At 59.0% G+C, this 24279-nt stretch carries 24 protein-coding genes and 1 pseudogene; 18 read left to right on the top strand and 7 right to left on the bottom strand.

Features of this window, described 5'->3' with window-relative positions; translation table 11 throughout:
* Positions 1–2 precede the first annotated feature (2 nt).
* Both J2T09_RS22470 and J2T09_RS22465 read right to left on the bottom strand, forming a co-directional pair.
* Positions 3–1199 carry an efflux RND transporter periplasmic adaptor subunit gene (locus J2T09_RS22470; RefSeq protein WP_306838763.1) on the bottom strand — a complete coding sequence of 399 codons (1197 nt, stop codon included), beginning with the start codon at positions 1197–1199 and terminating at the stop codon, positions 3–5.
* 44 nt (positions 1200–1243) lie between these two features.
* A complete protein-coding gene (locus J2T09_RS22465) occupies positions 1244–1798 on the bottom strand; it encodes a TetR/AcrR family transcriptional regulator (RefSeq protein WP_306838762.1) in 555 nt (184 codons plus the stop codon).
* A 101-nt stretch (positions 1799–1899) separates the two neighbouring features.
* On the opposite strand from J2T09_RS22465, the gene J2T09_RS22460 reads away from it, so the two are divergent.
* From J2T09_RS22460 to J2T09_RS22440, 5 genes are all read left to right on the top strand, one after another.
* Entirely contained in the window at positions 1900–3393 is a 1494-nt protein-coding gene (locus tag J2T09_RS22460; protein WP_306838760.1) for an MFS transporter, read from the top strand.
* A 395-nt stretch (positions 3394–3788) separates the two neighbouring features.
* Entirely contained in the window at positions 3789–4796 is a 1008-nt protein-coding gene (locus tag J2T09_RS22455; RefSeq protein ID WP_306838758.1) for an ABC transporter substrate-binding protein, read from the top strand.
* Positions 4793–6232: an MmgE/PrpD family protein gene (locus J2T09_RS22450; RefSeq protein WP_306838756.1), complete on the top strand. Its 1440-nt coding sequence runs from the start codon at positions 4793–4795 to the stop codon at positions 6230–6232. Before J2T09_RS22455 ends, J2T09_RS22450 begins: the two co-directional genes overlap by 4 nt.
* Entirely contained in the window at positions 6229–6429 is a 201-nt protein-coding gene (locus J2T09_RS22445; RefSeq protein WP_306838754.1) for a hypothetical protein, read from the top strand. Before J2T09_RS22450 ends, J2T09_RS22445 begins: the two co-directional genes overlap by 4 nt.
* Before the next feature lie 17 nt (positions 6430–6446).
* Positions 6447–7844 carry an amidase gene (locus tag J2T09_RS22440; RefSeq protein WP_306838752.1) on the top strand — a complete coding sequence of 466 codons (1398 nt, stop codon included), beginning with the start codon at positions 6447–6449 and terminating at the stop codon, positions 7842–7844.
* On the opposite strand, the gene J2T09_RS22435 is transcribed toward J2T09_RS22440, so the two are convergent.
* Positions 7845–8756, bottom strand: a complete 912-nt coding sequence (locus J2T09_RS22435) for a LysR substrate-binding domain-containing protein (RefSeq protein ID WP_306838750.1) — start codon at positions 8754–8756, stop codon at positions 7845–7847. It abuts the gene before it with no gap.
* Between the two features lie 302 nt (positions 8757–9058).
* On the opposite strand from J2T09_RS22435, the gene J2T09_RS22430 reads away from it, so the two are divergent.
* The 10 genes from J2T09_RS22430 (at position 9059) to J2T09_RS22385 (ending at position 15805) form a co-directional block, all read left to right on the top strand.
* Positions 9059–10099: an ABC transporter ATP-binding protein gene (locus J2T09_RS22430; protein WP_306838747.1), complete on the top strand. Its 1041-nt coding sequence runs from the start codon at positions 9059–9061 to the stop codon at positions 10097–10099.
* Positions 10096–10953 carry an ABC transporter permease gene (locus J2T09_RS22425; RefSeq protein WP_306838745.1) on the top strand — a complete coding sequence of 286 codons (858 nt, stop codon included), beginning with the start codon at positions 10096–10098 and terminating at the stop codon, positions 10951–10953. Before J2T09_RS22430 ends, J2T09_RS22425 begins: the two co-directional genes overlap by 4 nt.
* The gene (locus J2T09_RS22420) at positions 10950–11744 is read left to right on the top strand and encodes an ABC transporter permease (RefSeq protein WP_306838743.1); all 795 of its coding nucleotides are present in this window, start codon (positions 10950–10952) and stop codon (positions 11742–11744) included. The genes J2T09_RS22425 and J2T09_RS22420 overlap by 4 nt, the downstream gene beginning before the upstream one ends.
* The gene (locus tag J2T09_RS22415) at positions 11741–12853 is read left to right on the top strand and encodes an NAD(P)/FAD-dependent oxidoreductase (protein WP_306838741.1); all 1113 of its coding nucleotides are present in this window, start codon (positions 11741–11743) and stop codon (positions 12851–12853) included. The genes J2T09_RS22420 and J2T09_RS22415 overlap by 4 nt, the downstream gene beginning before the upstream one ends.
* Positions 12846–13151: a (2Fe-2S)-binding protein gene (locus tag J2T09_RS22410; RefSeq protein ID WP_306838739.1), complete on the top strand. Its 306-nt coding sequence runs from the start codon at positions 12846–12848 to the stop codon at positions 13149–13151. Before J2T09_RS22415 ends, J2T09_RS22410 begins: the two co-directional genes overlap by 8 nt.
* Positions 13148–14545: an FAD/NAD(P)-dependent oxidoreductase gene (locus J2T09_RS22405; protein WP_306838737.1), complete on the top strand. Its 1398-nt coding sequence runs from the start codon at positions 13148–13150 to the stop codon at positions 14543–14545. Before J2T09_RS22410 ends, J2T09_RS22405 begins: the two co-directional genes overlap by 4 nt.
* Positions 14542–14901, top strand: a complete 360-nt coding sequence (locus J2T09_RS22400) for a RidA family protein (protein WP_306838735.1) — start codon at positions 14542–14544, stop codon at positions 14899–14901. Before J2T09_RS22405 ends, J2T09_RS22400 begins: the two co-directional genes overlap by 4 nt.
* Positions 14902–15023: 122 nt before the next feature.
* A complete protein-coding gene (locus J2T09_RS22395) occupies positions 15024–15278 on the top strand; it encodes a type II toxin-antitoxin system ParD family antitoxin (protein WP_306838733.1) in 255 nt (84 codons plus the stop codon).
* Positions 15278–15571: a type II toxin-antitoxin system RelE/ParE family toxin gene (locus tag J2T09_RS22390; protein ID WP_306838731.1), complete on the top strand. Its 294-nt coding sequence runs from the start codon at positions 15278–15280 to the stop codon at positions 15569–15571. The genes J2T09_RS22395 and J2T09_RS22390 overlap by 1 nt, the downstream gene beginning before the upstream one ends.
* A 36-nt stretch (positions 15572–15607) precedes the next feature.
* Positions 15608–15805 carry a hypothetical protein gene (locus J2T09_RS22385; RefSeq protein ID WP_306838729.1) on the top strand — a complete coding sequence of 66 codons (198 nt, stop codon included), beginning with the start codon at positions 15608–15610 and terminating at the stop codon, positions 15803–15805.
* Between the two features lie 111 nt (positions 15806–15916).
* Here the strand turns inward: J2T09_RS22385 and J2T09_RS22380 are convergent.
* From J2T09_RS22380 to J2T09_RS22365, 4 genes and pseudogenes are all read right to left on the bottom strand, one after another.
* Positions 15917–17040 (bottom strand): annotated as a pseudogene (locus J2T09_RS22380) (metallophosphoesterase).
* Between the two features lie 208 nt (positions 17041–17248).
* On the bottom strand, positions 17249–17737 hold the full coding sequence (locus J2T09_RS22375) for a GlcG/HbpS family heme-binding protein (RefSeq protein ID WP_306838726.1): 489 nt from the start codon (positions 17735–17737) through the stop codon (positions 17249–17251).
* Positions 17738–17833: 96 nt separating this feature from the next.
* Entirely contained in the window at positions 17834–18415 is a 582-nt protein-coding gene (locus tag J2T09_RS22370) for a response regulator transcription factor (RefSeq protein WP_306838724.1), read from the bottom strand.
* Positions 18412–19863, bottom strand: a complete 1452-nt coding sequence (locus J2T09_RS22365; protein WP_306838722.1) for a sensor histidine kinase — start codon at positions 19861–19863, stop codon at positions 18412–18414. The genes J2T09_RS22370 and J2T09_RS22365 overlap by 4 nt, the downstream gene beginning before the upstream one ends.
* A gap of 561 nt (positions 19864–20424) precedes the next feature.
* On the opposite strand from J2T09_RS22365, the gene J2T09_RS22360 reads away from it, so the two are divergent.
* The 3 genes from J2T09_RS22360 (at position 20425) to J2T09_RS22350 (ending at position 24276) form a co-directional block, all read left to right on the top strand.
* Complete coding sequence (locus J2T09_RS22360; RefSeq protein WP_306838720.1) at positions 20425–21453, top strand: LacI family DNA-binding transcriptional regulator; 1029 nt, start codon at positions 20425–20427, stop codon at positions 21451–21453.
* A gap of 276 nt (positions 21454–21729) precedes the next feature.
* Positions 21730–22671: a sugar ABC transporter substrate-binding protein gene (locus J2T09_RS22355; RefSeq protein WP_306838718.1), complete on the top strand. Its 942-nt coding sequence runs from the start codon at positions 21730–21732 to the stop codon at positions 22669–22671.
* A 66-nt stretch (positions 22672–22737) separates the two neighbouring features.
* The gene (locus J2T09_RS22350) at positions 22738–24276 is read left to right on the top strand and encodes a sugar ABC transporter ATP-binding protein (RefSeq protein ID WP_306838716.1); all 1539 of its coding nucleotides are present in this window, start codon (positions 22738–22740) and stop codon (positions 24274–24276) included.
* The last annotated feature ends 3 nt before the right edge of the window (positions 24277–24279 follow it).

Below are 24279 nucleotides of genomic sequence, written 5' to 3'. Positions count from 1 at the left end.
CCTTACTGGCCTGTCGCGGATGGAGCGGTTTCGCCGCTCGACTGCTGTTTGGTTTCTGCGGTCCATGGTTCGGGCGCGACCTTGCTGTCCGGCTGCACCTTTTGCACGCCGTCGACCACGACCTTCTCGCCACTCTTCAGGCCGCTTTCGACGACCCATTCCTGATCGAGGGACTGGCCAAGTTCGACCTCTCTCAGCTCTGCGGTCTCCTCGGCTCCGACGACATAGACCTGGGCTTTTCCGTCCGGTGTGCGCAGGATTGCGCGCTGCGGGATGGTGATCGCGTCCTGCCTGACGGCCTGCTCGACCTTCACGCGGACATACATTCCCGGCAGCAGGTCGCCGCCGGCATTGGGGAACTCGGCGCGGAGTGTCACCTGGCCGGTGGTTGCGTCGACATTGGCGCTGGAAAAGAGCAGCTTGCCCTTTTCGGCATAGGTGTCGCCGCCGTCGAAGACGAGTTCGACGCTGGCCTGACCGGGAGCGGGGCTTGCGAGCTTGCCTTCGGTGACAGCACGCCGGAGGGCGAGGAGATCCTGGGCTGACTGGGTGAAATCGGCGTAGACCGGATCGATCTGCTGGATCAGCGCGAGGTTGGACGTGCCATCGGCCGTCACCAGAGCACCTTCAGTGACAAGTGCTCCACCGATCACGCCTGTGATGGGTGCGCGGACTTCCGTGTATTCGAGATTGATCCTGGCCTCTTCGAGTGCCGCCTGCTGAAGTGCGACATCGGCTTCCGCCTGGGCAAGATTGACGGCTGCGGTGTCGAATTCGATGCCGCTTGCGACATTGCGCTCTCGCAGCGTCTTCTGGCGCTCGAGTTGAACCTTGGCATTGTCGCGTGTCGCCTCCGCCCGGCGGAGCGTTGCCTCGGCACTGGCGACGCGGACTTTGAAGAGCCGTGGATCGATGCGGTAAAGCACGTCTCCCTGGCTGACCAGTGCACCCTGCTCGAACACACGTTCCTGCAGGATGCCGGAAACGCGTGCGCGGACCTCGGAGATCCGGGTGGCGGCGATGCGGCCCGGCAGTTCGCTGACAACCGGGATGGGATGGGCTTTCAGCTCGATGACGCCTACGGCAGCCGGTGGCATTTCGCCCATGTCCTGGGCGAGGGATGCAGTCGTGGTGAGAGCAAGAATGGAGGTGGCTATAAGGCACGCCTTTAGGCGCGGCAGGTGGCTGCAGCGGGACATGATGTTTCCTTGGATGTTCGGATCAGGCCGGCAGGGCCGGGTTTTTAGGGATCAGGGTAGGTCGCGTAGATCGTGCGCACACCTTGGAGGATTTTGGCGCGTTCTTCCTCGCTCCATTGGTGAAAGGCAAAGAGTTCAGTGACGTAAATCCCAGTCAGGGCCAGGTAAGCCATCAACGCGGCATCCGGTTTCGGTCCATCGGACATCGCCTTCAGGTCCATGAGTGTCCAGTCGCGCATCAGCTTCTGGACCTTTTCATCCTGCGAAACGGAAGCGCCAATCGCCATTGCGACCGCGCGGTCGAGGTCTGTCATGGTTTCCGCAGCGACCTTGATGCGGCCGAAAAGTTCAGGATGCGGCGTATCCGTAGCATTCGCTACTTCCTGCGCCTGCCGATCGATCTCGATTTTCATGCGACGATCGATCAGGGCTTCAAGGAGTGCACTCTTCGACTTGTGATCGTAAACCACGGTCGATTTGCTGACGCCTGCTTCCTGAGCAACCGCATCGATCGAAAGCCCGGCAGCACCAAGCTTCAAGACCACCCTCTCGGCGGCATCCAGGATGTCGTCCTTCATGATTTTGCGAATACGACCCACGTCATTCTCCAAATTGTCACTTGTACAATTTACGAACGATCGTATATGAAAACAAGTAGGAAAGCGATCGTTCGGATAAAATCCTGTTTGTAGGTGAAAGCATGCCCCCTGCCAATCGCTGGCTCGTCCTCGTCGCTGTCATGATGGCATTCCTGCCTGTGGTCGTGGACATGACCATTCTGCACATTGCCGTTCCGTCGCTCACCGTTGCGCTCGGCGCGACCGGAACGGAAGTGCTCTGGATCATCGACATCTATGCACTTGTAATGGCGGGACTGCTTGTGCCGATGGGAACGCTTGCGGACCGCATGGGTTACCGGCGTATCCTTCTGATAGGCCTTCTGATCTTCGGCATTGCATCCATTGCTGCCGCATTCTCCACATCGCCGACGATGCTGATTGCGTCCCGTGCGGTTCTCGGCATCGGTGCCTCGATGATCATGCCGAGCGTGCTCGCCGTCATCCGCACAACGTTCGAAGATGACGATGAGCGCGCCCGCGCCCTTGGCATGTGGAGCGTCGTCGGCATGGCCGGCGCTGCTATCGGCCCGCTCGCCGGGGGATTGCTCCTCGAGCACTTCTGGTGGGGATCGGTATTTCTGGTGAACATCCCCGTGCTTGCCGTCGTTATCCCTCTCGTCTGGATCCTGGTACCCGATACCGTCATCAGCGAAACCTCGGAATGGAAGATCGGTCAGGCTGTCCTGCTCGTCGCCGGACTTGTGCTTTCGGTATTCGCCGTCAAGGCGGTGATGAAGGAGGGCCTCACCATCGCCGCCATCGGATCCTTCGTGGCCGGGCCGGCGATCCTTGCTTTGTTCTCGCGCTTGCAGGTGACGTCCAACACGCCGATGCTCGATCTCGCACTGTTCGCGAAGCCCGCCATCACCGTCGGCATTCTCATGGCGTTCGTCGCGTCCGGGGCGCTTGCAGGGTTTGAGCTGGTGCTGGCGCAGGAGCTTCAGTACGTGCTTGGCATGTCACCACTGGAAGCTGGCTTGTTCATGCTGCCGCTCGTCATGGCGGCAGCCGTCGGCGGTCCGCTGGGCGGCTACTTGATGAAGGCGCTCGGGCTGAGGTTGGTCGCGTCGTTCTCAATGGGTGGCGCCGCCTGCGCGCTGTTCGCGCTCGCATCGATCAGCCTAATGGATTCGAATGTCCTGACGGCATCCCTGATGGCACTACTTGGTCTCTGCCTCGGCATGGGATTGCTGGCCTCCTCCATCGCCATCATGGGAAGCGCGCCTCCTGAAAAAGCAGGAGCTGCGGGCGCGCTGGAAAGCACTGGCTATGAGCTTGGTGGCGGGATCGGCATCACGATGTTCGGTGTTCTCGTGAACTCTCTCTACGTATCGTCGGTGTCGAAGGTCGCTGGCTCAGGAAGGGAAGGTGGCGGATCGATCGGAGAAGCGATGACGCTGGCTCAACAGATTGGTGGCGCGGAAGGCGAGGCATTGAGAGATGCTGCACGGATGGCGTTCAACCAAGCGCATGGATCGGTGCTGTTCATAACTGGGGGCATGATTGCGTTTCTAGCGGGGGCTGTGTTTGTTTCGCTGCGGAATACGTCGGCTGGCGACGTCGCTTCGCATTAAAACATCGTGGCAGCAGACGATCAGCGATTGACCGCCCGCTTTTCAGAAATTCCGTAGGTGCTGACTTTTTGCAGGTTTATCCAAAAGGCATGCGATAGGTGCTATCACCTTCAAAAGCTTAAAACACAGTTCAAGGTAACTGGCATCTTCCAGGGTGTGTCGTTAGCGGTAAATTGTGCAATCAGCATGGAGTTCCGATTCATCGACCCTTGAACGGTGCCGGTTCGCTCCAGTTCTGGAGCAATGCATAACGAAAAGGTATTTGCTGACTGATCATTTTGATTTTTCTCACATTGTTCGCGTTGTTATCGTGGTTTTGATCGAGCGTTGGGCGATCAAAATATAAGCAAAAGAGGGAACAAGAAATGAATTCGATGAGCAAATATCTTTTATTTATGAGTGCGACTGTTTTGACGTCGTTTGCGTCTGCGGCAGCCCAGGAAACCATGTATGTCGCCGGCTTTGGCGGCACCGTGGAAGCTACCTTCCGTGAAAAGATCATTCCGGCATTCGAAGCCAAGTCCGGTATGAAGATCGTCTATGTCGCCGGCGGTTCTACCGACACGCTTGCCAAGTTGCAGGCTCAGAAGGAAAAGCCGGAGATTTCGGTCGCGCTGATCGATGATGGCCCGATGAACACTGCCGTGCAGTTCGGTCTTTGCGCCAAGATCGAAGACGGCCCGAATTTGAAGGACGTCTACCCGAATGCCCGCAAGCCGGGCGACCTGTCCATCGGTCTTGGTTACGGCGCCACCGGCCTTGTCTACAATACCGAAGTCTTCAAGAAAAACGGCTGGGCTGAACCGACCTCCTGGAAGGATCTTGCCGATCCGAAATTCGAAGGCAAGATCATCATGCCTCCGATCAGCAACGGTTTTGGCCTTCTCGGCCTCGTTATGCAGGCCCGCCTGAATGGCGGCAGCGAGAATGATATCGATGCCGGCTTCAAGGCCATGAAGGATATCAGCCCGAGCGTTCTCGCGTTCGAACCCGCCCCGGGCCGTATGGCTGAATTGCTGCAGACCGGCGAGGCCTCTTTCGGCGTCTGGGGTAGCGGTCGCGTAAGAGCGCTTGTCGCACAAGGTGCGCCGGTGAAGTTCGTGTTCCCGAAGGAGGGTGCTGCCGTTATTCTCACCGAGATGTGCCCGGTTGCAGGTGCGCCACACGCCAAGCAGGCGCAGGAATTTGTCCAGCATCTGCTGAGCCCCGAAATCCAGGCAATCATCGGACAACGTGAGGGCTGGGGCCCTGTCAACAGCAAGGCCAAGCTTGCCCCGGAAGAGACGGTGGGGATTGTCTATGGCGAAGAGATGGTCGCTTCGATGGTGACCGTCGATTACGGTGTCATCAACCCGAAACGCCAGGAATGGACCAATCGCTGGAACCGTGAGGTCGAACGTTGAATTCTGCCGAGCAGACCTTGGAGCGTTCAAGCCCGCCTGATGCATTGCATCAGGCGGGTATAGCCAGGCAGATTGCAGCTTATGTCCACCGCGCCGGAGATCGTCCCGTGCCGGAGGCTGCGCGGCAGGCGGCTTTCAAATGCATCATGGATCTCCTGGGCGCCGCGTTGGCCGGCGTGAACGAAAAGGCGGTCGTCGCGACGCGACGCATGGCCGTTTCCATGATGGGGCAGGGTAGCGTTCCTGTCTGGTTCTCCGATGCCAAAACGACGCCCGCCGGCGCAGCCTGGGCCAATAGTGCCGCGGCCTCCATTCTCGATATAGACGACGGCAACAGATTGGCGCGGGGCCATCCAGGTGCGGCGATCATCCCGACGGCTTTTGCCATCGGGCAGGAGACGGGAGCATCGCTGGAGCGGATCATCGCCGCGATCGTGATCGGTTACGAGGTTGGCGTAACGATTGCAGCGGCACGTCTGGTCTATGGTAATACGGGTACGTGGTCTTCTTATGCCGTCGTGGCGACAGCGGCCGCCTTGCGGGGTACGGGCGCAGATGTGGTCGAGCATGCTTTGGCGATTGCCGGTGAAAGTGCTCCGAACCAGCTGTTTGCCAGCGCAGCCTCACAGGTTCCGCCGCCGGAAGGAAGTGATGTCAAGGAAGGCATTCCGTGGTCGGTTGTCACCGGACTGATGGCGCTCGGCCTTGCGGAAGGTGGCCATACCGGCCCGCGCAACATCCTTGACAGCGTCAACCACTATCGTTTCGCAGAGGATCTCAACTTCGGTGGCGAGCTTCATATCTGCAGGACCTATCTGAAGCTTTATGCCTGTTGCCGCCATGTCCATGCGCCTCTCGATGCCCTGCTTGCGACGATGGGGGCGCATGGGATCAAGGGTGCCGATATCGATGCGATCGAGGTGGACGCCTATGCGGGTGCCCTGCGCATTTCCAACAAGGTCGATCCGGAAAACCTGACGGATATCCAGTACAGCATCCCCTATTGTCTGGGGCTCGTTGCGCTTGCCGGTCGAGAGATGCTTCTGCCGCTCACCGTTGAGGCGCTGGGGCGTGACGATGTTCGAAAGCTGGCGGCAAAAGTCACCTTGCGGCAATGTGAAGAGTTTAATGCCAGCTTTCCGGCGCAGACATTGGCGAAAGTCGCCATCATTGCCAATGGACAGCGATTTGTTTCAGGTGTGACCGCGCCGAAGGGGGAGGCCAGCGATCCTCTCACATGGCAGGAAACTCGCGCAAAGTTCAAGGATGTGTCGCGATGGGTGGCAACCGAGGTGACTTCCGATGCCCTGTTGGATGCTATCGAGAAGATGCGTGACGGAAGTATGGACGAATTGACGAGCCAGCTATCTGGTCTCGATCTCACGTCCGTCAACGATGCCGGGCGGGCTGCTGGATCGAAAGGTGTATTGCGATGAAGGAGGCTGTGAAATCCGAGTTGGCGGTGCTGCTGTCGCGCGCCGGTGTGCCGCTGCGGTCGGAAGACATGGCCGATATTCAGCACGGCTGGGAACTGCTTCAGCCAGTGCTCACGCGTCTTCGGCAGGAAGACTGCGACTTTGAAAGCGAGCCGGCGCCTATTTTTCGGCCCGACGCGTTCGATCCCGAAATCTGAAGCCTATTCGGAATGCCATGATGGACTTTTTGACGATTGCCCAGGCCGCCGCGCTGATCGCAAAGCGCGCGCTTTCTCCTGTCGAATTGGCGCAACAGTGTCTGGGCCGGATCGAGACACTTGACGCACACATTCACAGCTTCATCACCGTCACGTCGGAACGTGCGCTGGACGATGCGCGGGCAGCAGAACATCGCATGATGACGAGCAGCCTCAAAGGTCGGCTGGACGGTGTTCCGATCGCGCACAAGGATATCTTTTCGACACGGGCGATCGCGACCACCGCGCATTCCAGGCTGCTGGAGCATCGGGTTCCCGACGAGGACGCGCACGTCGTTTCGAAACTTGCCGAAGCCGGCACGTCCATGCTCGGTAAACTGGCAACCCACGAATTTGCCCTGGGCGGCCCGTCCTTCGACCTTCCGTGGCCGCCAGCGCGCAATCCCTGGAACACCGAGCACTTCACTTCCGGCTCATCCAGCGGGGCGGCGGCCGCAGTCGCGGCAGGGCTCGTGTTGGGTGCAACGGCTTCCGACACCGGCGGCTCCATTCGTGAGCCGGCCTCGCTGTGCGGCGTGGTCGGCATCAAGCCGACTTATGGCCTGTGCAGCAGAACCGGCGCCGTACCGCTGGCTTTTTCGCTCGATCATGCCGGTGCCATCGCATGGACGGTCGAGGACTGCGCCCTGTTGCTGCAGGCGATGGCCGGATACGATGCCAGGGACCCAGCAAGCCGTGACAGGCCCGTGCCGGACTATACCGCAGCACTGGGCAGCAGCATCAGGGGCCTGCGTATCGGTGTCGTGCCTGCCTGGCACGAAACGGATTGCCCGGTCAGTCCAGCCGTCGAAAAGGGTTTTCTCCAGGCACTCGAAATCTGGCGCGCACAGGGGGCCGAGATTGTCGAAATCACCATGCCGTCTCTGTACGACTATATGGCCGCAACGCTGGTCATCATGCTGAGCGAGGCCTATGCGCTGCACGACCCCTGGATGCGCAGCCGGTTCTATGATTATGGCGCGCTGTTTCGTGACCGCATTCTGCTTGGCGGGCTAATGGGCAGTGGCGATTATGTGCAGGCGCAGCGTCTGCGCCAGCGCCTTTGCATCGCCATGGCCAAGAGCGTAAGCGATATCGATGTCATCGCCACGCCGGGCGCGCCGCGGGAAGCGGCGCGTATCGACGCCGTGACGAAATGGGGATTTTTATCCGTTCCAGGCTTTGCAAAGCCGTTCAACGTAACCGGTTGGCCAGCCTTGAGCTTGTGCTCGGGCTTTGGTGACGGTGGCCTGCCTGTCAGCGTGCAGATCGCGGCAAAGCCGTTTCAGGAGCAGTTGCTGTTCAAGGTCGCCGATGCATTCGAGCGCGCCACCGATTTCCGCGGGAGCCGGCCGACGATCTCGCATATCTCCTGATCACGGGGCAAGCGAGGCATACGGGCGCAAGCCGTCGCGAAACTCCTGTGCAAATGCTGTTGCAAGTGCCGGGCGGTCGCCAAGCTCCGGGAAGATGATCGCCATATTGGATCCGAAGGCCTCGCGTATAGGCAGGACAGCGACATGATCCCCCTGGAAAGGGGCCGCAGTCCATTTGCTGGCAAGAGCGATGCCGGCTCCTTCGGCTGCAAGCGAGCAGGCCAGCGAGGTGCTTGGGGTTTCTATCGCGACATCCGGTGCCACGCCCAAGCTGGAGAGCATGTTATCGATCTGGTGCCGTACGATGCTGTGCTGTGAAATCAGCACCATCCGTTCACCGTGCAGCTCCTTCAGCGAAATCGATGTCTGTCCTGCCAGCCGATGGGATGTCGGAATGACGGCGACATAGGGGATAGGCTCCAAGGGTTCGATTTCGATCGTCGAGCGAAACAGGGGCAGTTCGATAATGCCGAGATCGAACTGCTTGGTGGAAACCAGCTCGGCGATCTGCCTTGACGGCATGCTTTCAAAAAACACCTTCACCTTCGGGCGCGTCGACAAAAAACGGGCGATCGCTTTCGGGACCAGCCAGTGAGCGAGCGCCGGCAGGACGGCGATACGCAGCGCACCTGCCTTCTGCATGCCGATGTCGAGGGCCACCTGGCTGATCAATTCGATGCTTCGGTAGCTTTTCTCGACCTCACGATAAAGCGCCTCGGCTTCCGGCGTGGGAGCAATACGGCGTCCCTGCCGCTTGAACAGGGCATAACCAAGCTTGCTTTCCAGCATGGCGATCGTGCGGCTGACACCCGGTTGGGTAATGTTCATCAGATTGGCGGCACCGGTGATGCTGCCCGAAATCATCACCGCGCGAAAAATCTCGATCTGTCGCAAGTTAAGCGCGGATTTCATTCATAACACTCAGGCATATGCAGGCGATCCTTTTTTCATTTTCTTCGATGCAATTGCTGCATAATATCAAAAAACACAAGAAAACAAACGGGAACAGTGCTTGCATGAATTATAACCAAACTGCCTGTTGATCCGCCATATTGGCGAATGGTCCATTGAAGCCCGCCAGGCTGCGCATGTGATGCCAGTCGCGTACGGCAAACCAGGGGCAGGCAGTTGCGTGGTTATCAACTCGGCTGAGGCGCACCGTTTCAACACACAGACGTTTAGACCGCCGTGGCAAGCGCCCGGAAAGGACCGCAATGGCATTTCTCGAATTACACGATCTCGGCAAAACCTACGGTGACCATGTCGCCGTGGAGAATTTTACCCTCTCCATCGACAAGGGCGAGTTCGTCTGTCTGTTGGGGCCGTCCGGTTGCGGAAAATCGACAACGTTGCAAATGGTGGCCGGCTTCGTCTCGCCGACGGCGGGGCGTATCGTTCTCGATGGTCAGGACATCACCAATGTGCAGCCGAACCGTCGCGGACTTGGGGTCGTCTTTCAAAGTTATGCGCTTTTCCCGCACATGACCGTGGCCGACAATGTCGCCTTCGGATTGCAGATGCGCAAGGTGCCGAAAGCAGAATGTCAGGCGAAGGTTGAAGAAGCGCTTGCGCTTGTCCAGTTGAGCGCGCTTGCCAGGCGTTATCCGAAGGAACTGTCCGGCGGCCAGCGCCAGCGTGTGGCCTTGGCACGCGCCATCGTTGTCAAACCGCCGGTCCTGCTTCTCGATGAGCCGATGGGTGCGCTCGATGCGCTGTTGCGTGACGAGATGCAGATCGAACTGCGGGAATTGCAGAAGCGGATCGGCATTACCACGATCATGGTCACGCACGATCAGGCCGAAGCAATGACGCTTGCCAACCGCGTCGTCCTGATGAGCAACGGTCGCGTGCAGCAGATCGGTGCTCCCTTCGAAATGTACGAGCAGCCGCAGGGACGTTTCGTCTCGACATTCCTTGGCCGTGCCAATGTCTTTTCCGGTATCGGCACTTCCGATGGCGTGACTGTATCCGGCCGCAACCTGCCGTCCGTTGCGCCGGGTCTCGAAGGGGCCGTCGACTACATCGTCCGACCGGAAAAGCTGACCTTCACCAATCAGGATCCCCTTGTCGGCGGAACCGTGAAAGCCCGCGTCTTTCTCGGTCATCGCTGGCTCTATCAGGTCGACACCGCGATCGGCATGGTGGAGCTCACCGAAGCCAATCTGGATCTCCCATCCGCCTGCGAGGGTGATCATGTCGGCCTGACCTGGTCTGCGGATCATGTCCGCGTTACAGCTCAGGGGAAAGCGAAATGAAGGGACAGGCCGCATTGCCCTATTGGCTGGCGGGACCCGGTGTTCTGCTTGCGCTGGCTTTCGTCGCAATTCCGCTCGTCCTGACGTTCGGATTGAGCTTTTCACCATTTTCCGATCAGACAGGGATCGGCGAGGGCTTTACCCTTTCCAACTATGGGCAGATCGTTTCAGACGATTATTTCCATGAAATTTTCCTGCGCACGATAGGTTTGGCGGCGGCCGTCACGGTTGTGTCCCTCCTGATCGGTGTGCCTGAAGCCTACGTTCTGAGCAGGCTGAAGCCGACGATGCGTGCGATTTCGCTGGTCATTGTGCTCGGTCCTCTGCTGATTTCGGTCATCGTCAGAACACTTGGCTGGACCATTCTTCTCGGCAATGACGGGGTCATCAACAACGCCCTGATGGCAATCGGGATCATCTCGCAGCCGTTGAGGCTGATGTACAGCTTTACCGGCATGGTGATCGGGCTTGTGCATGTGCTGGTGCCGTTCATGGTGCTTTCGGTCTGGACTTCGCTGCAAAAACTCGATCCGGCCACGGAACAGGCCGCGGCATCTCTTGGAGCCGGTTCGTCGACGATCCTCTGGCGCATCGTTCTGCCTCAGGTTCTGCCAGGCATGCTCTCCGGCGGGCTTATCGTTTTCGCCATGTCGGCAAGCGCATTCGCCACGCCGGCGATTATCGGCGGACGCCGGCTCAAGATCGTGCCGACCGCCATCTACGATGAATTCCTGAGCTACCTGAACTGGCCGCTCGGCGCGGCCCTTGCCTTCATCCTTCTCGTCTTCGTGCTGGCGGTGTCGCTTGGCGCCAACAGATATATCGAACGTCGTTTCCGACAGGTGTTCCAATGAGCCATACGCCTCTCATCCTGCGCCTGTTCCACTGGCTGTTCATGGTTTTCATGCTGGCGCCTCTCGTCGTGGTCGTCCTCGTCTCCTTCACCGACAAGGGTTACATTGCCTTCCCATTCGATGGTGCGTCGTTGCGCTGGTACAGCGCGATCTGGAATGCCACCGGTTTTATCGATTCGTTCTGGCTAAGCCTCGGACTTGGCATTGTGTCTGCAACGGCGGCCGTGATGTTCGCCGTGCCGGCGGCAATGGCGATCGCCTGGCACCGTTTTGCCGGACGTGAGGCTGTTCTCGGTCTGCTGATGTCGCCGTTGATGATCCCGGCGATCGTCTTCGGTATCGCGCTTTTGCGGCTGTTTACCCATCTTGGGCTGTCGGGATCGCTGTGGGGGCTGGGTGCCGCGCATACGGTCATGGTTCTTCCCTTCGTCATGCGGCTCGTGATCGCCGCCGCTACGGGCTACGATCACACGCTCAGCCAGGCGGCAACCTCGCTTGGTGCGTCGGGATGGACGGTATTCCGCCGCATCGAGCTGCCGCATCTCGTTCCCGGTATTGCAGGTGGCTGGCTGATCGCCTTCATCACCAGTTTCGACGAGGTGACGATGTCGCTCTTCGTCTCCAGTCCCGGCACCACCACACTGCCGGTCCGCATGTATAACTACATCGCCAATACGATCGATCCGCTTCTGGCATCGATCTCCAGCCTGCTGATCCTCGTGACGCTTGTGCTGATGATCATCCTCGACCGCGCCTTCGGCCTCGACAGGATTTTGGGAGGCAAGGCGTGAGCACTATCGCGAAACCGGTCGATACGATCGTGATCGGCGGCGGTGTCGTTGGCCTGTCCATCGCGTACGGTCTGGCGCGGGAAGGGGAGCGCGTGCGTGTTCTCGATGAGGGCGATGACGCTTTTCGGGCTGCGCGTGGGAATTTCGGCCTTGTCTGGGTGCAGGGCAAGGGCGCCGGCATGCCGGCCTATGCCAAATGGTCCATGGCGGCTGCGCGGGCATGGCCAGCGATGGCACAGGAGCTGACCGGCCTGACCGGCATCGATCTCCAGCTCTCCCAGCCGGGTGGGCTGCACCTCTGCCTCAATGACAGCGAGGTCGATGCCCGTATCCGAACATTGGGACGACTCGCCGACAACATCGGCGAAGACTACCGGTTCGAGATACTCGATCATACTGCCACAAAGGCGATGTGCCCTTCGATTGGCAGGGAAGTGGTGGGGGCCTCCTATATGGCGACGGACGGCCATGTCAGTCCGCTGAGGCTGTTGCGCGCGCTTGCCGCTGCAAACATCGCTCTCGACACGGAAATCTGCCCCAACCAGTGCGTTGATGCGATTTCCTATCGACACGGAGCGTTTTACGTCAACGTCGGGGCGCGCGAGCATGTGGCGGCCAAGGTCGTTCTTGCGGCGGGACTCGGAAACAGGCGACTGGCACCGATGGTGCAGCTTGACGCTCCGGTCGAGCCGGTGCGGGGGCAGGTGCTGATCAGCGAACGGGTGGCTCCTTTCCTTTCCATGCCGACCGCCTCCGTCCGGCAGACCGGAGATGGTGGCGTGCAGATCGGCGATTCCAAGGAAGAGGTGGGTTTCGATAACGGCACGACGATCGAGCAGTTGTCGCGCATGGCAGATCGTGCGGTCCGCAGCTTTCCGGTGCTGGGCGGTGTCAATCTTGTCAGAACCTGGGGTGCCCTGCGTATCATGACCAGGGATGGATATCCGATATACGAACAATCGAGAGAGTGCCCCGGCGCGTTCGTGGTGACATGTCACTCCGGCATCACCCTCGCATCCCAGCATGCCGGGCCCATTGTACAATGGATCCGCGGCGGAGAGCCTCCCGAACATATCCAGAATTTCAAGGCAGGACGTTTCAATGTTTAGCCCGGCTTCGGCTGTCGATAGCCAAGAGCATGTTTCCATCACGATCAATGGAAAAGAGACGTCCGTCCGCGCGGGCCTGCCGCTGGCACTGGCGCTGATGGAGGCCGGGATCACACCACTGAGACATTCGGTTGTGTCCGGCGCTCCGCGTTCACCACTGTGCCTGATGGGTGTCTGTTTCGAGTGCCTCGTGCATGTCGATGACAGCCGCAATGTCGAATCCTGCATGATCGAGGTGCGGCAAGGCATGTCGGTCGAGCTTGCCAATGGCCCAAGGCCGATGGAGAGCGCTCCATGACACATGATCTCATCGTTATCGGCGCCGGTCCCGCCGGCATGTCGGCCGCCATCACGGCGGCTGGATTGGGGTTGAAGACTCTGGTTCTCGACGAACAGGCCCGGCCCGGCGGGCAAATCTATCGCAATGTCAGCCGTGCAACCGGCGGGATGGACAAGATTCTGGGGCCTGATTATGTTTACGGTCGCCAGATCGTTGCGGCATTGGAAGCTGCTTCCGTGGATATTCGTCTGTCGTCGACGGTCTGGGATATCACGCCGGATTTCTGCGTGCGTGCCTTGCAGGACGGCAAGGCACTGCAATTTCAAGCTCCGCAGCTGATCGTTGCAAGCGGCGCACTTGAGCGCCCCTCGCCAGTGCCTGGCTGGACGTTACCGGGCGTCTTGAACGCCGGCGCCGCCCAGATCGCGATGAAGTCCGGCGCGTCCATCCCGAGCGGGCGGATCGTGCTTGCCGGCGGCGGCCCCTTGTTGTTGCTGGTCGCATGCCAGTTGCTGGATGCGGGAGCGCAGCTTGCCGGCGTCGTCGAAACATCGCCGGCGGAAAATCTCGTGCACGCAGCGCCATCCCTGTTGGGAGCCCTCCGGTCGCCAAAACTTTTGGCCAAGGGGCTGGCCATGACGATGCGGCTCAGGAAAGCCGGTATTCCCTGGCACAAGCGCGCAGCAGGTCTCCGTATAGAGGGGCAGGACAAGGCAGAGGCTCTGTCATTCACGGCCGGCGGGCAAAGGCATCGGCTGGAAGCCGACACCGTGCTTCTGCATCACGGCGTCATTCCCAATACGCAGATTTCGCGGCTGCTGCGCACCGATCATGACTGGAACGAAGCGCAACTGGCCTGGCAGCCACGTCTCGACGCCTTTTACGAAACCTCCGTTACCGGTTTGCGGATCGCCGGGGATGGCGGCGGGATCGGTGGTGCGCGGGCCGCCGAGGCCAGCGGGCGGTTGGCGGCGATCGGTGCGGCCCATGCGCTTGGTCGCCTGGATGGCCATGAGCGAGACCGGCTTTGCGCACCGGAACGGAAAAATCTGGCCGCGCAGATGCGGATACGCCCATTCCTGGACGCACTTTATCGTCCACCTAAATGGGTAATCGTGCCCGAAGGTGAAACGATCGTGTGCCGCTGCGAGGAGGTGACAGCAACCGATATCCGCAACTCTGTCGCCTTGGGCAGCAGAGGGCCCAACCAGACGAAATTCTACAGCCGCTGCGGCATGGGGCCTTGCCAGGGACGTATATGCGGGCCGACCGTGACCCAGATCCTGGCGGACGAACTGTGCGTCAGTCCTTCCGAAATCGGCGCCTATCAGGTTCGATCGCCCCTCAAGCCGATAACGCTGCAACAGATGGCCTCGCTGCGCGAGGCGCCCAAGGAAAAGGAAACAGCATGACCTCGATCGAACGTATCCATACCGGCGCACGCATGAGCAAGATCATCAAATACGGCGGTCTGGTCTATCTGTGTGGACAGGTAGGCAGCGGCGACACCATCGCAGACCAGACGCGCGATTGCCTTGCTCGGATCGATGCGCTTCTGAAAGAGGCCGGTTCATCCCGGGAGCATATTCTGCAGGCAACTGTATGGTTATCCGATATGGCTGACTTCGCCGGAATGAATGCGATCTGGGATGCCTGGGTCCCTGAAGGTCATGCGCCGGCTCGCGCTTGTGGCGAGGTGAAATTGGCCAGACGGGAGCTCAAGGTGGAGATCATTGTTTGCGCGGCGGAAGTTAATTTTGTGAATTAGCTAATTCGTAGGCGTAACTGGAGGGCCGCGGGTTCGATCACGCTCAAGAGCTTACCATGCAACCTTTACCGTTTGACAAACTTTGCCATCGCTGGATATCTTGAAGCGTCAAGGAGACTCGAATGGCGACGATGAACGTATCTCTGCCGGACCCCATGAAAGACTGGGTTGAAGCACAGGCAAGGACGGGGCGATACGCGAACGTGAGCGATTACGTCAGAGACCTGATCCGCAGGGACCAGGCTCGTACGGACAAGATTGCCGAGATGCAGCGCTTTGTCGATGACGGGATCAGTAGCGGAGTTGGAAGCCGTTCAAGCGACGAGTTGTTCGCTGAGGCCGCTGCGAGAGTGGAGATCGGTCGCGGGCGTGCTTGATGCCATTTAGGCTTTCGGTCCAGGCGGAAGAGGATATTGTTTCCATTGCGCAAGACGGCATCCGCATGTTTGGCGCACTCGTCGCCAAACGATATCACGATGAACTCTTTGGCTTGCTTGAACTCATCGCTGCCAGCCCACGAATGACGCGCGAACGCCATGAGATCTCTCCGCCTGTAAGGATACATCCCTTCCAGGCTCACCTCGTCGTCTACCGCATTGACGAGGACGGAGGCGTATTTGTGATCCGCATTCGGCACGGCCATGAAGATTGGCCAGCAAATGGCTTCTAATCAATCTCTTAACGACTTTATGACGAGGACCGCTCCGTGGGCTGGAAGACACCAAAATTCGAATTCGTGAACGGCTACAAAATCGTGGAAGTCGATGGACCAACTTTCAAGGTCTATAGCGGAACTTTGCAAATCGGTGGCGATTTCCCTTATTCTGGAGAAGCTGACGCTTTTGCGCGGTCGCTTCCAAAAGGCGATGCAGCACAGCCGGTCAATCTCGGCCCTCGTTTCTGAAATCGAACCGGTTCTGGCAGCACATGGCGTCGGCCCAAAGTTTTGCCGATAGCTTCGGCGGTTGAGTATCTCTTGGCCGCCAGCGCGTCATCCGCCAGTGGAAGATCACGCCTAAACGTGCCCTTTAAGCCGCTTCAATGTAAACACTGTCAGTTCCGACGGTCGCCCGATGCGCAGTGCAAACCCGGGCCAAAGACCTGTGCCGTTGTTCACGTAGAGCTGCATGCCATCGATCTGGTATAACCCGGACACAAAGCCGTCATTGGCTCGAGCGACGATCCGGTCAAGACCCAACACCATGCCGCCATGCGTGTGTCCGGAGAGCTGCAGCGCTACACCTGCACTGGCAGAGCGCCGAGCCATGCCTGGCTGGTGCTCGAGCAAGATAATGGGCGCCTGCGGAGCGCCATGCAGAGCTGCATCGAGATCCGGCTGCAAAAATGCACTGCCTCTGGCGGCGAGATCGGTCAGGCCTGCAAGAACCAGCTTATCATTCCCGCGTTCGATGACGCTATGATTGTTCAGGAGCATCCGGATTCCCATGTTGGCGTCATGACGCATCCAGCTTTCGTATCCAAAATAGTATTCATGGTTGCCGGGGATGGCAAAGACGCCGTCCCGTGCGCGAAGAGATGCCAGCGGTGCGACGTCGTCGCGCCTGTCCTTCAGCCTGCCGTCAATGAAATCGCCAGTGATCACAGTCAAATCGACCCCAAGCGCGTTCGATCGTCTCACGACTTCCGCGGCCCAAGTCTTTGGAAACAGCCGGCTGAGATGAAGGTCTGTGAGTTGCAGGATCCGGTAGCCTTCGAAGCTCGCGGCAGATCTTTTATAGCGATCTCGACATTCTTTACGGGCGGCACGCGAACGGCTTGGTATACGCCGTAGATCGAAAGCCCAAATGCCAGCAGGCCCATGCCATATCGGACGGAAACCGGGATCTTGGGCATGCCTTGGTTGATCAGCCCGATCACAAGTGAGACGATGTCGAGAGCGAGCTGAAAGATCGCCAGCAGCACCACCGCGCCAAACAGCGCATTAAGCAGGACGATGAGTGGTCGCGGATACTCCGGGGCAAAGACCGAGCCCGAAGAGAGCCGGTTGATGAGGAGTTGCTGGGAGGCGATCAACAGGATGCCGGCTGCAACAACCTTGACTGGCAGGGTCCAGGGCAGAGGGAGCAAGAACCGGAGAACGACGATGAGCCACGGAACAATGGGAATGAGATGAAACATGGAATTCCTGGATTCAATCGATCGCTGGCAAGCATGAAATATCCTTATTAAATGGCCAGTCGATCGGCTTGCTGCAAGACGTGAATATTCCACGCCAACGATGCGAATCCCGTCAATCATCCCGGCTTGGCTTCCTCCGGCCGGCAGAAGCCACCGAAATAGCGACGCCCCGAGTGTTGGCCCGGGGCGTCAGAGCGCTTCTGCCGCGTTATTTCAAACGGGAAGAGAGTTTTTCGATCGCCTTGTTGGCACAGGCTTCGTCCAGATTGCCGCCGGGCGCGCCAGCGACGCCGATTGCACCGACTGTTGCGCTACCAGCCTTGACAGGCACGCCGCCTGCAAGAACCAGGAAACCGGGAATGTCGACAAGGCCGGCCGCACCGGCATTTTTGGCGACGTTTTCGGCCATCGCGCTTGTCGGTGTGCGTGACGACGCTGACGTGAAGGCTTTTGCGGTAGACGCATTTGCCGTATGCGCACCGGCATTCTCGGCGCGAACGAGCGCTAGCAGCACACCGGAGCGATCGGTGACGGCGGCGGCGACATTGTAGCCATCTGCGGAGCATGCAGCCACTGCAGCTTGGGCAAGTTCGACAGCCAGCGGCGTGCCGAGGCTGGTCTGCTGAACGAGATCCTGCGCGAGAGCCGAGGTGGTGAAAGATGTTGCAAGTGCAAGCGAAAGCAGGGCGGTTTTCATGGTGTCAGCCTTTCAGTTGGTGAGTGGACTGCAGCCAACCTAGGCGGACAAAGGACACCACGAAATTCGCATCGCCACCGAAGAGTATCGGTAAAACTACCGATGCGCGGAAAGCCAGATGCGTGTCTGTTCGGCGACAGCAGAGGTCCCGAATTTCGTGGCAATGTTGGCGCGGTGGCTGTCGACGGTGCGCACGGAAACTTCGAGCGCGGCTGCGATTTCCCTGCTTGCAAACCCTTTTGATACCAGCTCGATCACCTCCCGTTCGCGTGCCGTCAAAAGCTCGATCAAATGGCTGTTCTCTCGAAACGCCAGGAATTCGCCGAGCATTGCCTCGCAGACGGTGATCGCTTCCATCAGGACATGCTCGTCGACAGGTTTCGTCAGAAAATCCGAAACGCCTGCCTTGAATGCACGGCGGCAGGCTTCGATGTCGCCATGCCCCGTAATCATGATCTTGGGCCATCCGATGCGCAGATCCGTCAGCTTGTTCATGAGCTGAAGGCCGCTCGTCGTCGGCATCCTCAGATCCAGGATGAGAATGCCGGGTTGTGCCTTTTCGATATTCGCCAGGAGGTGGGCAGCATCCGGATATGACGTGACCTCCCTGCCATAGGTCGCAAGCAGAAGCGTCAGAGCCTCACGCACGGAGGGATCGTCGTCTACCAGATGGATCATCGTAACGCACCGGTTGGGAGATGGATGGTGAAGCGGGCGCCGCCATCATTACATACTTCGATCGAACCGTTCATCTTTTCGAGGAGACGGGCGCAAAGCGGCAGCCCGAGCCCCATGCCGTCCGTCTTGGTCGTGAAGAACGGATCGAATATGCGGCCGAGCGACGAGGGGTCGATGCCGGGGCCATTGTCTGCAACGATGACCAGCACCTCATCTCTCAGGCGCCGGACATCGACTGTTATCGTCGGGTCCTGTCGGCCTGCCATGGCATCCGCAGCGTTGCGAACCAGATTATGAAGCACCTGCTGAAAGGAGATCACATCGATGCAGCCGGTTCCGACTTCGTCGGACTGCGTCACCACGAGGGTGATGCCGCGTTGTGCGATATCGGCCTCGACGAGCCGCAGCGCGTCGGTGACGGCCTCGGCCAGGGGAACGTCCTCGATCCGCGCCGGCGCCCCGGAAACGTAGGCGCGCATGCGGGCAAGGATATCCCCGGCGCGCCTGGCGTCGCGAATGTTGGCATCGATCGCAGTTTCGAGGATGTCGGGGCGATCGATCGCCAATGCACGTTTTGCCGCCTGGCTCTGGCTGAGCATGGCGGCAATCGGCTGAGCCAGTTCATGGGCAATACCTGACGCCATTTCGCCCATTGCGTTCACGCGACCGGCCTGAGCAAGTTTTGCCTCCTGTTCAAACAACAGGGCGCGCCGTTCCTGAGACTGGCGTTCCCGGCTGGCATGGCGATACCGCATGATCAGCCATGTGATCGCTGCCAATGCTGCCAGCAGCAGCAAGGCCAGATGCGGGGGAGAGAGTTCATTCAGTCTGAAACCACGGCTCACCGTCAGATGCAGAGGCTGGCTGTAATTGCTGGTGTCCAGCGCATTGGACGCTGTCAGCAATGCGCCGGTGCCGCGGGATGTTTCAAACAGCACTGTGCCATTCAGCGAAAGCATGGACGAATATTCCACACCATCATCGCCCATATCCAGCAAGGCGTCCGTATCGATACGCAGGCGCAGCAGCCGCTTGGGGGCAACCAGTTTGAAGATCTCGTAAGAGTGCGGTGTGGCGGCAGGACGGGCTGAGGTATCGCCGATCTTTTCAAGGCCGGTCAGATCCAGCTTCGGTTGCAGGTCTGTTATTTCAGGGCCTTGAGGTCTTCCGTAAGATACCGCCCTTGTGATTTCATCGCCGATTGTGATGGTCGTTATGTCGGTTATGCGGGGATAGCGGGTGATGATGTTTTCGGCGAGGCCCTGGATACTGGTCGATGGCTCGTCAGGTGACATGCGAACAACGGCCCCGAGCCCGGACAGGTGGGCGTCATGCTGTGCCAGTCTTTCGGCAAGAAGCATTTCCATGCTCCTTGTCCGCTCCGACAGATCGGAAAGACCGGACGCATATTGATAGACGACCAGCAGGCCGATGGCCGCAAGGCTCATAAACAACCACACTGCCAAGGCACGAAGAGGAAATACGCCCGCCTGTTTCAGCCGTCTAAAGACCATGAATGTTATGGTTCGCTCTTTTGCCAATCACCGAGGGCAAAGCAATAGCCTTTTCGCGCGGAACGACAATCCGTAAACCTACCGTCTTCGACGTAATGATCGCCTTGCGCCGACCTTGTCGAAGTTCGGTATCCAACAACGGAGTTTCCAGGCATCCATCCGATCGTCATGAAGCATCTTGATCTGCAATATTCAGCTGCTGGAAGGGGGCTGCGCTGTGGTGAAAACGGTTGGCGCAGCCTGCACCTCCGTACGGCTGTCGCCCAATGGAGAAACCTGGGGTGTCGCTGGCAGCAACCGGCGTGGCCGCAAACTGGTTGTTTCGCCATGTCGCCGGCCTTGATGGCCCCTCTGTCTGAAGGCACGACATACGCCTACGGCTTCAAAACTCCGACTGTACGCAATCGCCCGTTGACACCATCCTGCATCAGACGCGATCCTGACAAGATTCTATCATGTCCTGATAGTTATCCTTCGCGTGGCTGAGGAGTGACGATGAAACGGCCGACAATTACCGATGTGGCGACGATGGCGGGCGTCAGCGTTGCGACTGTGGATCGGGTGCTGAACGGGCGCTTGCCTGTTCGCGAGGAGACATCGAAAAAGGTTTACGCGGCAGCCGAGAAAATCGGTTTCCACGGTACCAACATCATCCGTCAGCGCATGATGGCGGATATGCCCTCCTATAATTTTGGCATTATATTGCGGAAGGAGCGGCAGGCATTTTACCAGGATTTTCTCGCTGAAATCCAGTTGGCAGTGTCTGCTGTCAAGGACCGCCGCATACAGTTGAATGTTCAATACGCGCGCTCGGGAGAGCCCGGAGAACTGGCGGAGCTGCTCATGGGCATGTCCGGCAGAGTCCATGCCGTCGCTGCGACCGGGCCCGATCATCATGACGTAACAGCAGCGGTGACCAGTTTAAAGGCCAAGGGAATTCCGACATTTTCGCTGCTGACCGATCTCGCGCAGGGTGTTCGAGAGGCCTATCTGGGCACGAATAACATGAAAGTTGGCCGCAGCGCCGCCTGGATGGTCTCCAAAGTCTCGCGAGCGCCGGGAAAAGTCCTGCTTTTCCTGGGCGGACATCGTTTCCACGGACACTCGCTGCGTGAAATGGGTTTTCGTTCCTACATGCGTGAATATGCGCCGGACTTTCAAGTTCTCGATGCGCTGGTCAACCTCGAAACCCGCCGCCTCACTTACGAGATGCTGCTCGACACGCTGTCTAGGCATACCGACCTGGTCGGTGTCTATTGTATGGGAGGGGGCATGGAGGGCGTGATCGAGGCCTTGAAGGATAGTAACAAATCCGAGCAGATCACCTGTCTCGTCAACGAACTGACCCCGGAATCCCGACAGGCTCTGCTCGAGCGGCGGCTTGCCGGCGTATTCCAGACGCCTTTGCGGGAACTCTGCGTCGATCTGGTGGCGACGATGGTTCATACGATCGAGAACGGGATGGCGGAAAGTCCTGGCCAACGCTTCTGGCCAGCGCATCTCTGGGTCCCTGAAAGCATCTAACCCATCTGATAGATTCTATCATTGAATGGCATGTCTTTCTATCAACGATGATATGAAACGCTGCTGTCCGATGATTGACGTCTGCCGAGCCATGAGGAATTGTCTGCCTGCGGCGGTGAAAGTAGGAGGTCACCGCTCTCAACTGACAAAATGAAATGCAATATCGGCGGCACCCGCATGTTCGGTTGCTGCGGATGATTTTGTTTCTGCACGGTGCCGCTTGCCGACAATAAGGAACAAGCGTCATGCACCGCGCATTCCCTGGGAGGGTTTGGCATGAAAAAACATCTCATAGCAGCAGCGTTTGCAACCATGATGGCGACATCCGCGTCTGCGCAGACTGTCGGTGTGTCGATGGCGCTGTTCGACGACAATTTCCTGACGGTCCTGCGCAACGGCATGATCGATTATTCGAAAAGCATGGACGGCGTTACGCTGCAGATCGAGGACGCGCAGAACGACGTCAGCAAGCAGCTTAGCCAGGTCCAGAATTTCATCGCCGGTGGGGTCGATGCGATCATCGTCAATCCGGTTGATACGGATGCGACGGTCGCTCTTTCGCAGGCCGCCGCTGCCGCCGGAATTCCGCTCGTTTATGTCAACCGCCAGCCGGTGAATGTCGATACCTTGCCCGAAAAACAGGCCTTTGTCGCTTCGGACGAAAAGGAATCCGGCACGCTTCAGACCAAGGAAGTCTGCCGTCTTCTGAAGGCAGCCGGCAAGACGGAGGCAAGTGCGGTCGTGATGATGGGCGAGTTGTCCAACCAGGCGGCGCGCATGCGCACCCAGGATATCAAGGATGTCATTGCCACGCCGGAATGCAGCTTCATCAAGATCGTTGAGGAACAGACGGCAAACTGGTCGCGCACGCAGGGAGCCGACCTGATGACCAACTGGCTTTCGGCTGGTGTCAGGTTCGATGCCGTCATCTCCAACAATGACGAAATGGCGATCGGCGCCATTCAAGCCCTGAAAACCTCCGGGATGTCCATGAAGGACGTGATCGTTGCCGGCATCGACGCAACACAGGATGCATTGGCGGCCATGAGCGCCGGTGATCTCGATGTGTCGGTCTTCCAGAACGCTGCCGGTCAGGGCAAGGGCGCGGTCGATGCTGCCCTCAAGATCGCCAAGGGCGAGCAGATCGAAAAGAAGGTTTTCGTGCCTTTCGAGCTCGTCACGCCGGAAAACCTCAAGACCTATCAGGCCAAGAACTGACCTGTAGCATCATCGAAGGAGGCGGGTTTCGCCTGCCTCCTTTGCCTGTCTTGGAGGAATGTTTAGATGATTAGCCCTTCTACAGCTGCGGCGATCAGGCGCACACTCGATGCGACGGATGCCGACGGTATTTTGGCGATCGAGGGTATCCGCAAGGAATTTCCGGGCGTCGTTGCGCTCGACGATGTCAGGCTGCGGGTCCGTCCCGGAACTGTCCATGCCCTGATGGGTGAGAACGGTGCCGGCAAATCGACACTGATGAAGATCATCGCCGGTGTCTATCAGCCGGATGCCGGTGAAATCAGGCTGCGTGGCGAGCCGGTCACGCTCAAGTCGCCGCTCGATGCCCTCGAACAGGGCGTCGCCATGATCCATCAGGAATTGGCCCTGATGAACTGGATGACGGTTGCCGAAAACATCTGGATCCGTCGCGAGCCTCGTAATCGCTTTGGTCTCATCGACCACGCCAAGATGGCGCAGATGACGGATGATCTGTTCGCGCGCCTGAACATCAAGCTCGACCCCTGGTCGCAGGTCTCGGAACTGACCGTGGCGCAGAAACAGATGGTCGAGATCGCCAGGGCCGTCAGCTACGAATCTTCCATCCTGATCATGGACGAACCTACCTCGGCTCTGACCGACCGCGAAGTCGAGCACCTGTTCACGATCATCCGGGATCTGAAATCGCGGCGGATCGGCATCGTCTACATCACGCACAAGATGAACGAGCTTTTCGAGATCGCCGACGAGTTCACGGTGTTTCGTGACGGAAAGTATATCGGCACGCATGCCTCCAAGGACGTCACCCGGGACGACATCATCCGCATGATGGTCGGCCGGGAAATCAAGGACATGTTCCCCAAGGTCGAGTGCCCGATCGGCGATGTTATTCTGGAAGTCAAGAACCTCAACAAGACCGGCGTGTTTCACGACATTTCCTTCACGCTGCGGCGCGGGGAAATTCTCGGTGTCGCCGGGCTGGTGGGCTCGAAGCGATCGAACGTGGCGGAGGCGCTGTTCGGCGTGTCGCCTGCCAGCTCCGGCGAAATTCTCATCGACGGGCAGGCCGTCAACATGGACAGCCCGAATACGGCCATGGCCCATGGGCTTGCGTTCCTGACCGAGGACCGCAAGGAATCCGGTTGTTTCCTGTCGCTCGATTGCCTTGAAAACATTCAGTCGGCGCTGATCACGCGATCGCATGTGCGCGCCGGTTTCGTCGAGCAGAAGACGGTGACGCTGCTGGCCGAGGACATGGCGGCAAGGTTGCGGGTCAAGACCCCGAACCTTCACGAGACGGTCCAGAACCTGTCAGGCGGCAACCAGCAGAAGCTGCTGATTGCGCGCTGGCTGCTGACCAAGCCACGCATCCTGATCCTCGACGAGCCGACACGCGGCATCGATGTCGGCGCCAAGGCTGAAATTCACCGTTTGATCACCGGGCTCGCGGCCGAAGGCGTCGCCGTCCTGATGATCTCATCCGAAATGCCGGAGGTTCTCGGCATGAGCGATCGCATCATGGTCATGCATGAAGGGCACGTTTCCGGTTTCCTGGACCGGGCCGAGGCCGATCAGGTCAAGATCATGAACCTGGCCGCACGCTGACGT

Origin of the sequence: Neorhizobium huautlense (assembly GCF_030811685.1) — a bacterium.
GTDB classification, from domain to species: domain Bacteria; phylum Pseudomonadota; class Alphaproteobacteria; order Rhizobiales; family Rhizobiaceae; genus Neorhizobium; species Neorhizobium huautlense_A.
Note: the sequence above shows the minus strand (reverse complement) of the source record. Positions and strands in the feature narration are given on the sequence as shown.

Bases quoted from the DNA above. Each gene is read 5' to 3' on its own strand.
- J2T09_RS22470 (WP_306838763.1), bottom strand. From the start codon at position 1,199: ATGTCCCGCTGCAGCCACCTGCCGCGCCTAAAGGCGTGCCTTATAGCC.
- J2T09_RS22460 (WP_306838760.1), top strand. From the start codon at position 1,900: ATGCCCCCTGCCAATCGCTGGCTCGTCCTCGTCGCTGTCATGATGGCA.
- J2T09_RS22455 (WP_306838758.1), top strand. From the start codon at position 3,789: ATGAGTGCGACTGTTTTGACGTCGTTTGCGTCTGCGGCAGCCCAGGAA.
- J2T09_RS22445 (WP_306838754.1), top strand. From the start codon at position 6,229: ATGAAGGAGGCTGTGAAATCCGAGTTGGCGGTGCTGCTGTCGCGCGCC.
- J2T09_RS22440 (WP_306838752.1), top strand. From the start codon at position 6,447: ATGATGGACTTTTTGACGATTGCCCAGGCCGCCGCGCTGATCGCAAAG.
- J2T09_RS22435 (WP_306838750.1), bottom strand. From the start codon at position 8,756: ATGAAATCCGCGCTTAACTTGCGACAGATCGAGATTTTTCGCGCGGTG.
- J2T09_RS22430 (WP_306838747.1), top strand. From the start codon at position 9,059: ATGGCATTTCTCGAATTACACGATCTCGGCAAAACCTACGGTGACCAT.
- J2T09_RS22425 (WP_306838745.1), top strand. From the start codon at position 10,096: ATGAAGGGACAGGCCGCATTGCCCTATTGGCTGGCGGGACCCGGTGTT.
- J2T09_RS22420 (WP_306838743.1), top strand. From the start codon at position 10,950: ATGAGCCATACGCCTCTCATCCTGCGCCTGTTCCACTGGCTGTTCATG.
- J2T09_RS22410 (WP_306838739.1), top strand. From the start codon at position 12,846: ATGTTTAGCCCGGCTTCGGCTGTCGATAGCCAAGAGCATGTTTCCATC.
- J2T09_RS22405 (WP_306838737.1), top strand. From the start codon at position 13,148: ATGACACATGATCTCATCGTTATCGGCGCCGGTCCCGCCGGCATGTCG.
- J2T09_RS22400 (WP_306838735.1), top strand. From the start codon at position 14,542: ATGACCTCGATCGAACGTATCCATACCGGCGCACGCATGAGCAAGATC.
- J2T09_RS22395 (WP_306838733.1), top strand. From the start codon at position 15,024: ATGGCGACGATGAACGTATCTCTGCCGGACCCCATGAAAGACTGGGTT.
- J2T09_RS22390 (WP_306838731.1), top strand. From the start codon at position 15,278: ATGCCATTTAGGCTTTCGGTCCAGGCGGAAGAGGATATTGTTTCCATT.
- J2T09_RS22375 (WP_306838726.1), bottom strand. From the start codon at position 17,737: ATGAAAACCGCCCTGCTTTCGCTTGCACTTGCAACATCTTTCACCACC.
- J2T09_RS22370 (WP_306838724.1), bottom strand. From the start codon at position 18,415: ATGATCCATCTGGTAGACGACGATCCCTCCGTGCGTGAGGCTCTGACG.
- J2T09_RS22365 (WP_306838722.1), bottom strand. From the start codon at position 19,863: ATGAGCCTTGCGGCCATCGGCCTGCTGGTCGTCTATCAATATGCGTCC.
- J2T09_RS22360 (WP_306838720.1), top strand. From the start codon at position 20,425: ATGAAACGGCCGACAATTACCGATGTGGCGACGATGGCGGGCGTCAGC.
- J2T09_RS22355 (WP_306838718.1), top strand. From the start codon at position 21,730: ATGAAAAAACATCTCATAGCAGCAGCGTTTGCAACCATGATGGCGACA.
- J2T09_RS22350 (WP_306838716.1), top strand. From the start codon at position 22,738: ATGATTAGCCCTTCTACAGCTGCGGCGATCAGGCGCACACTCGATGCG.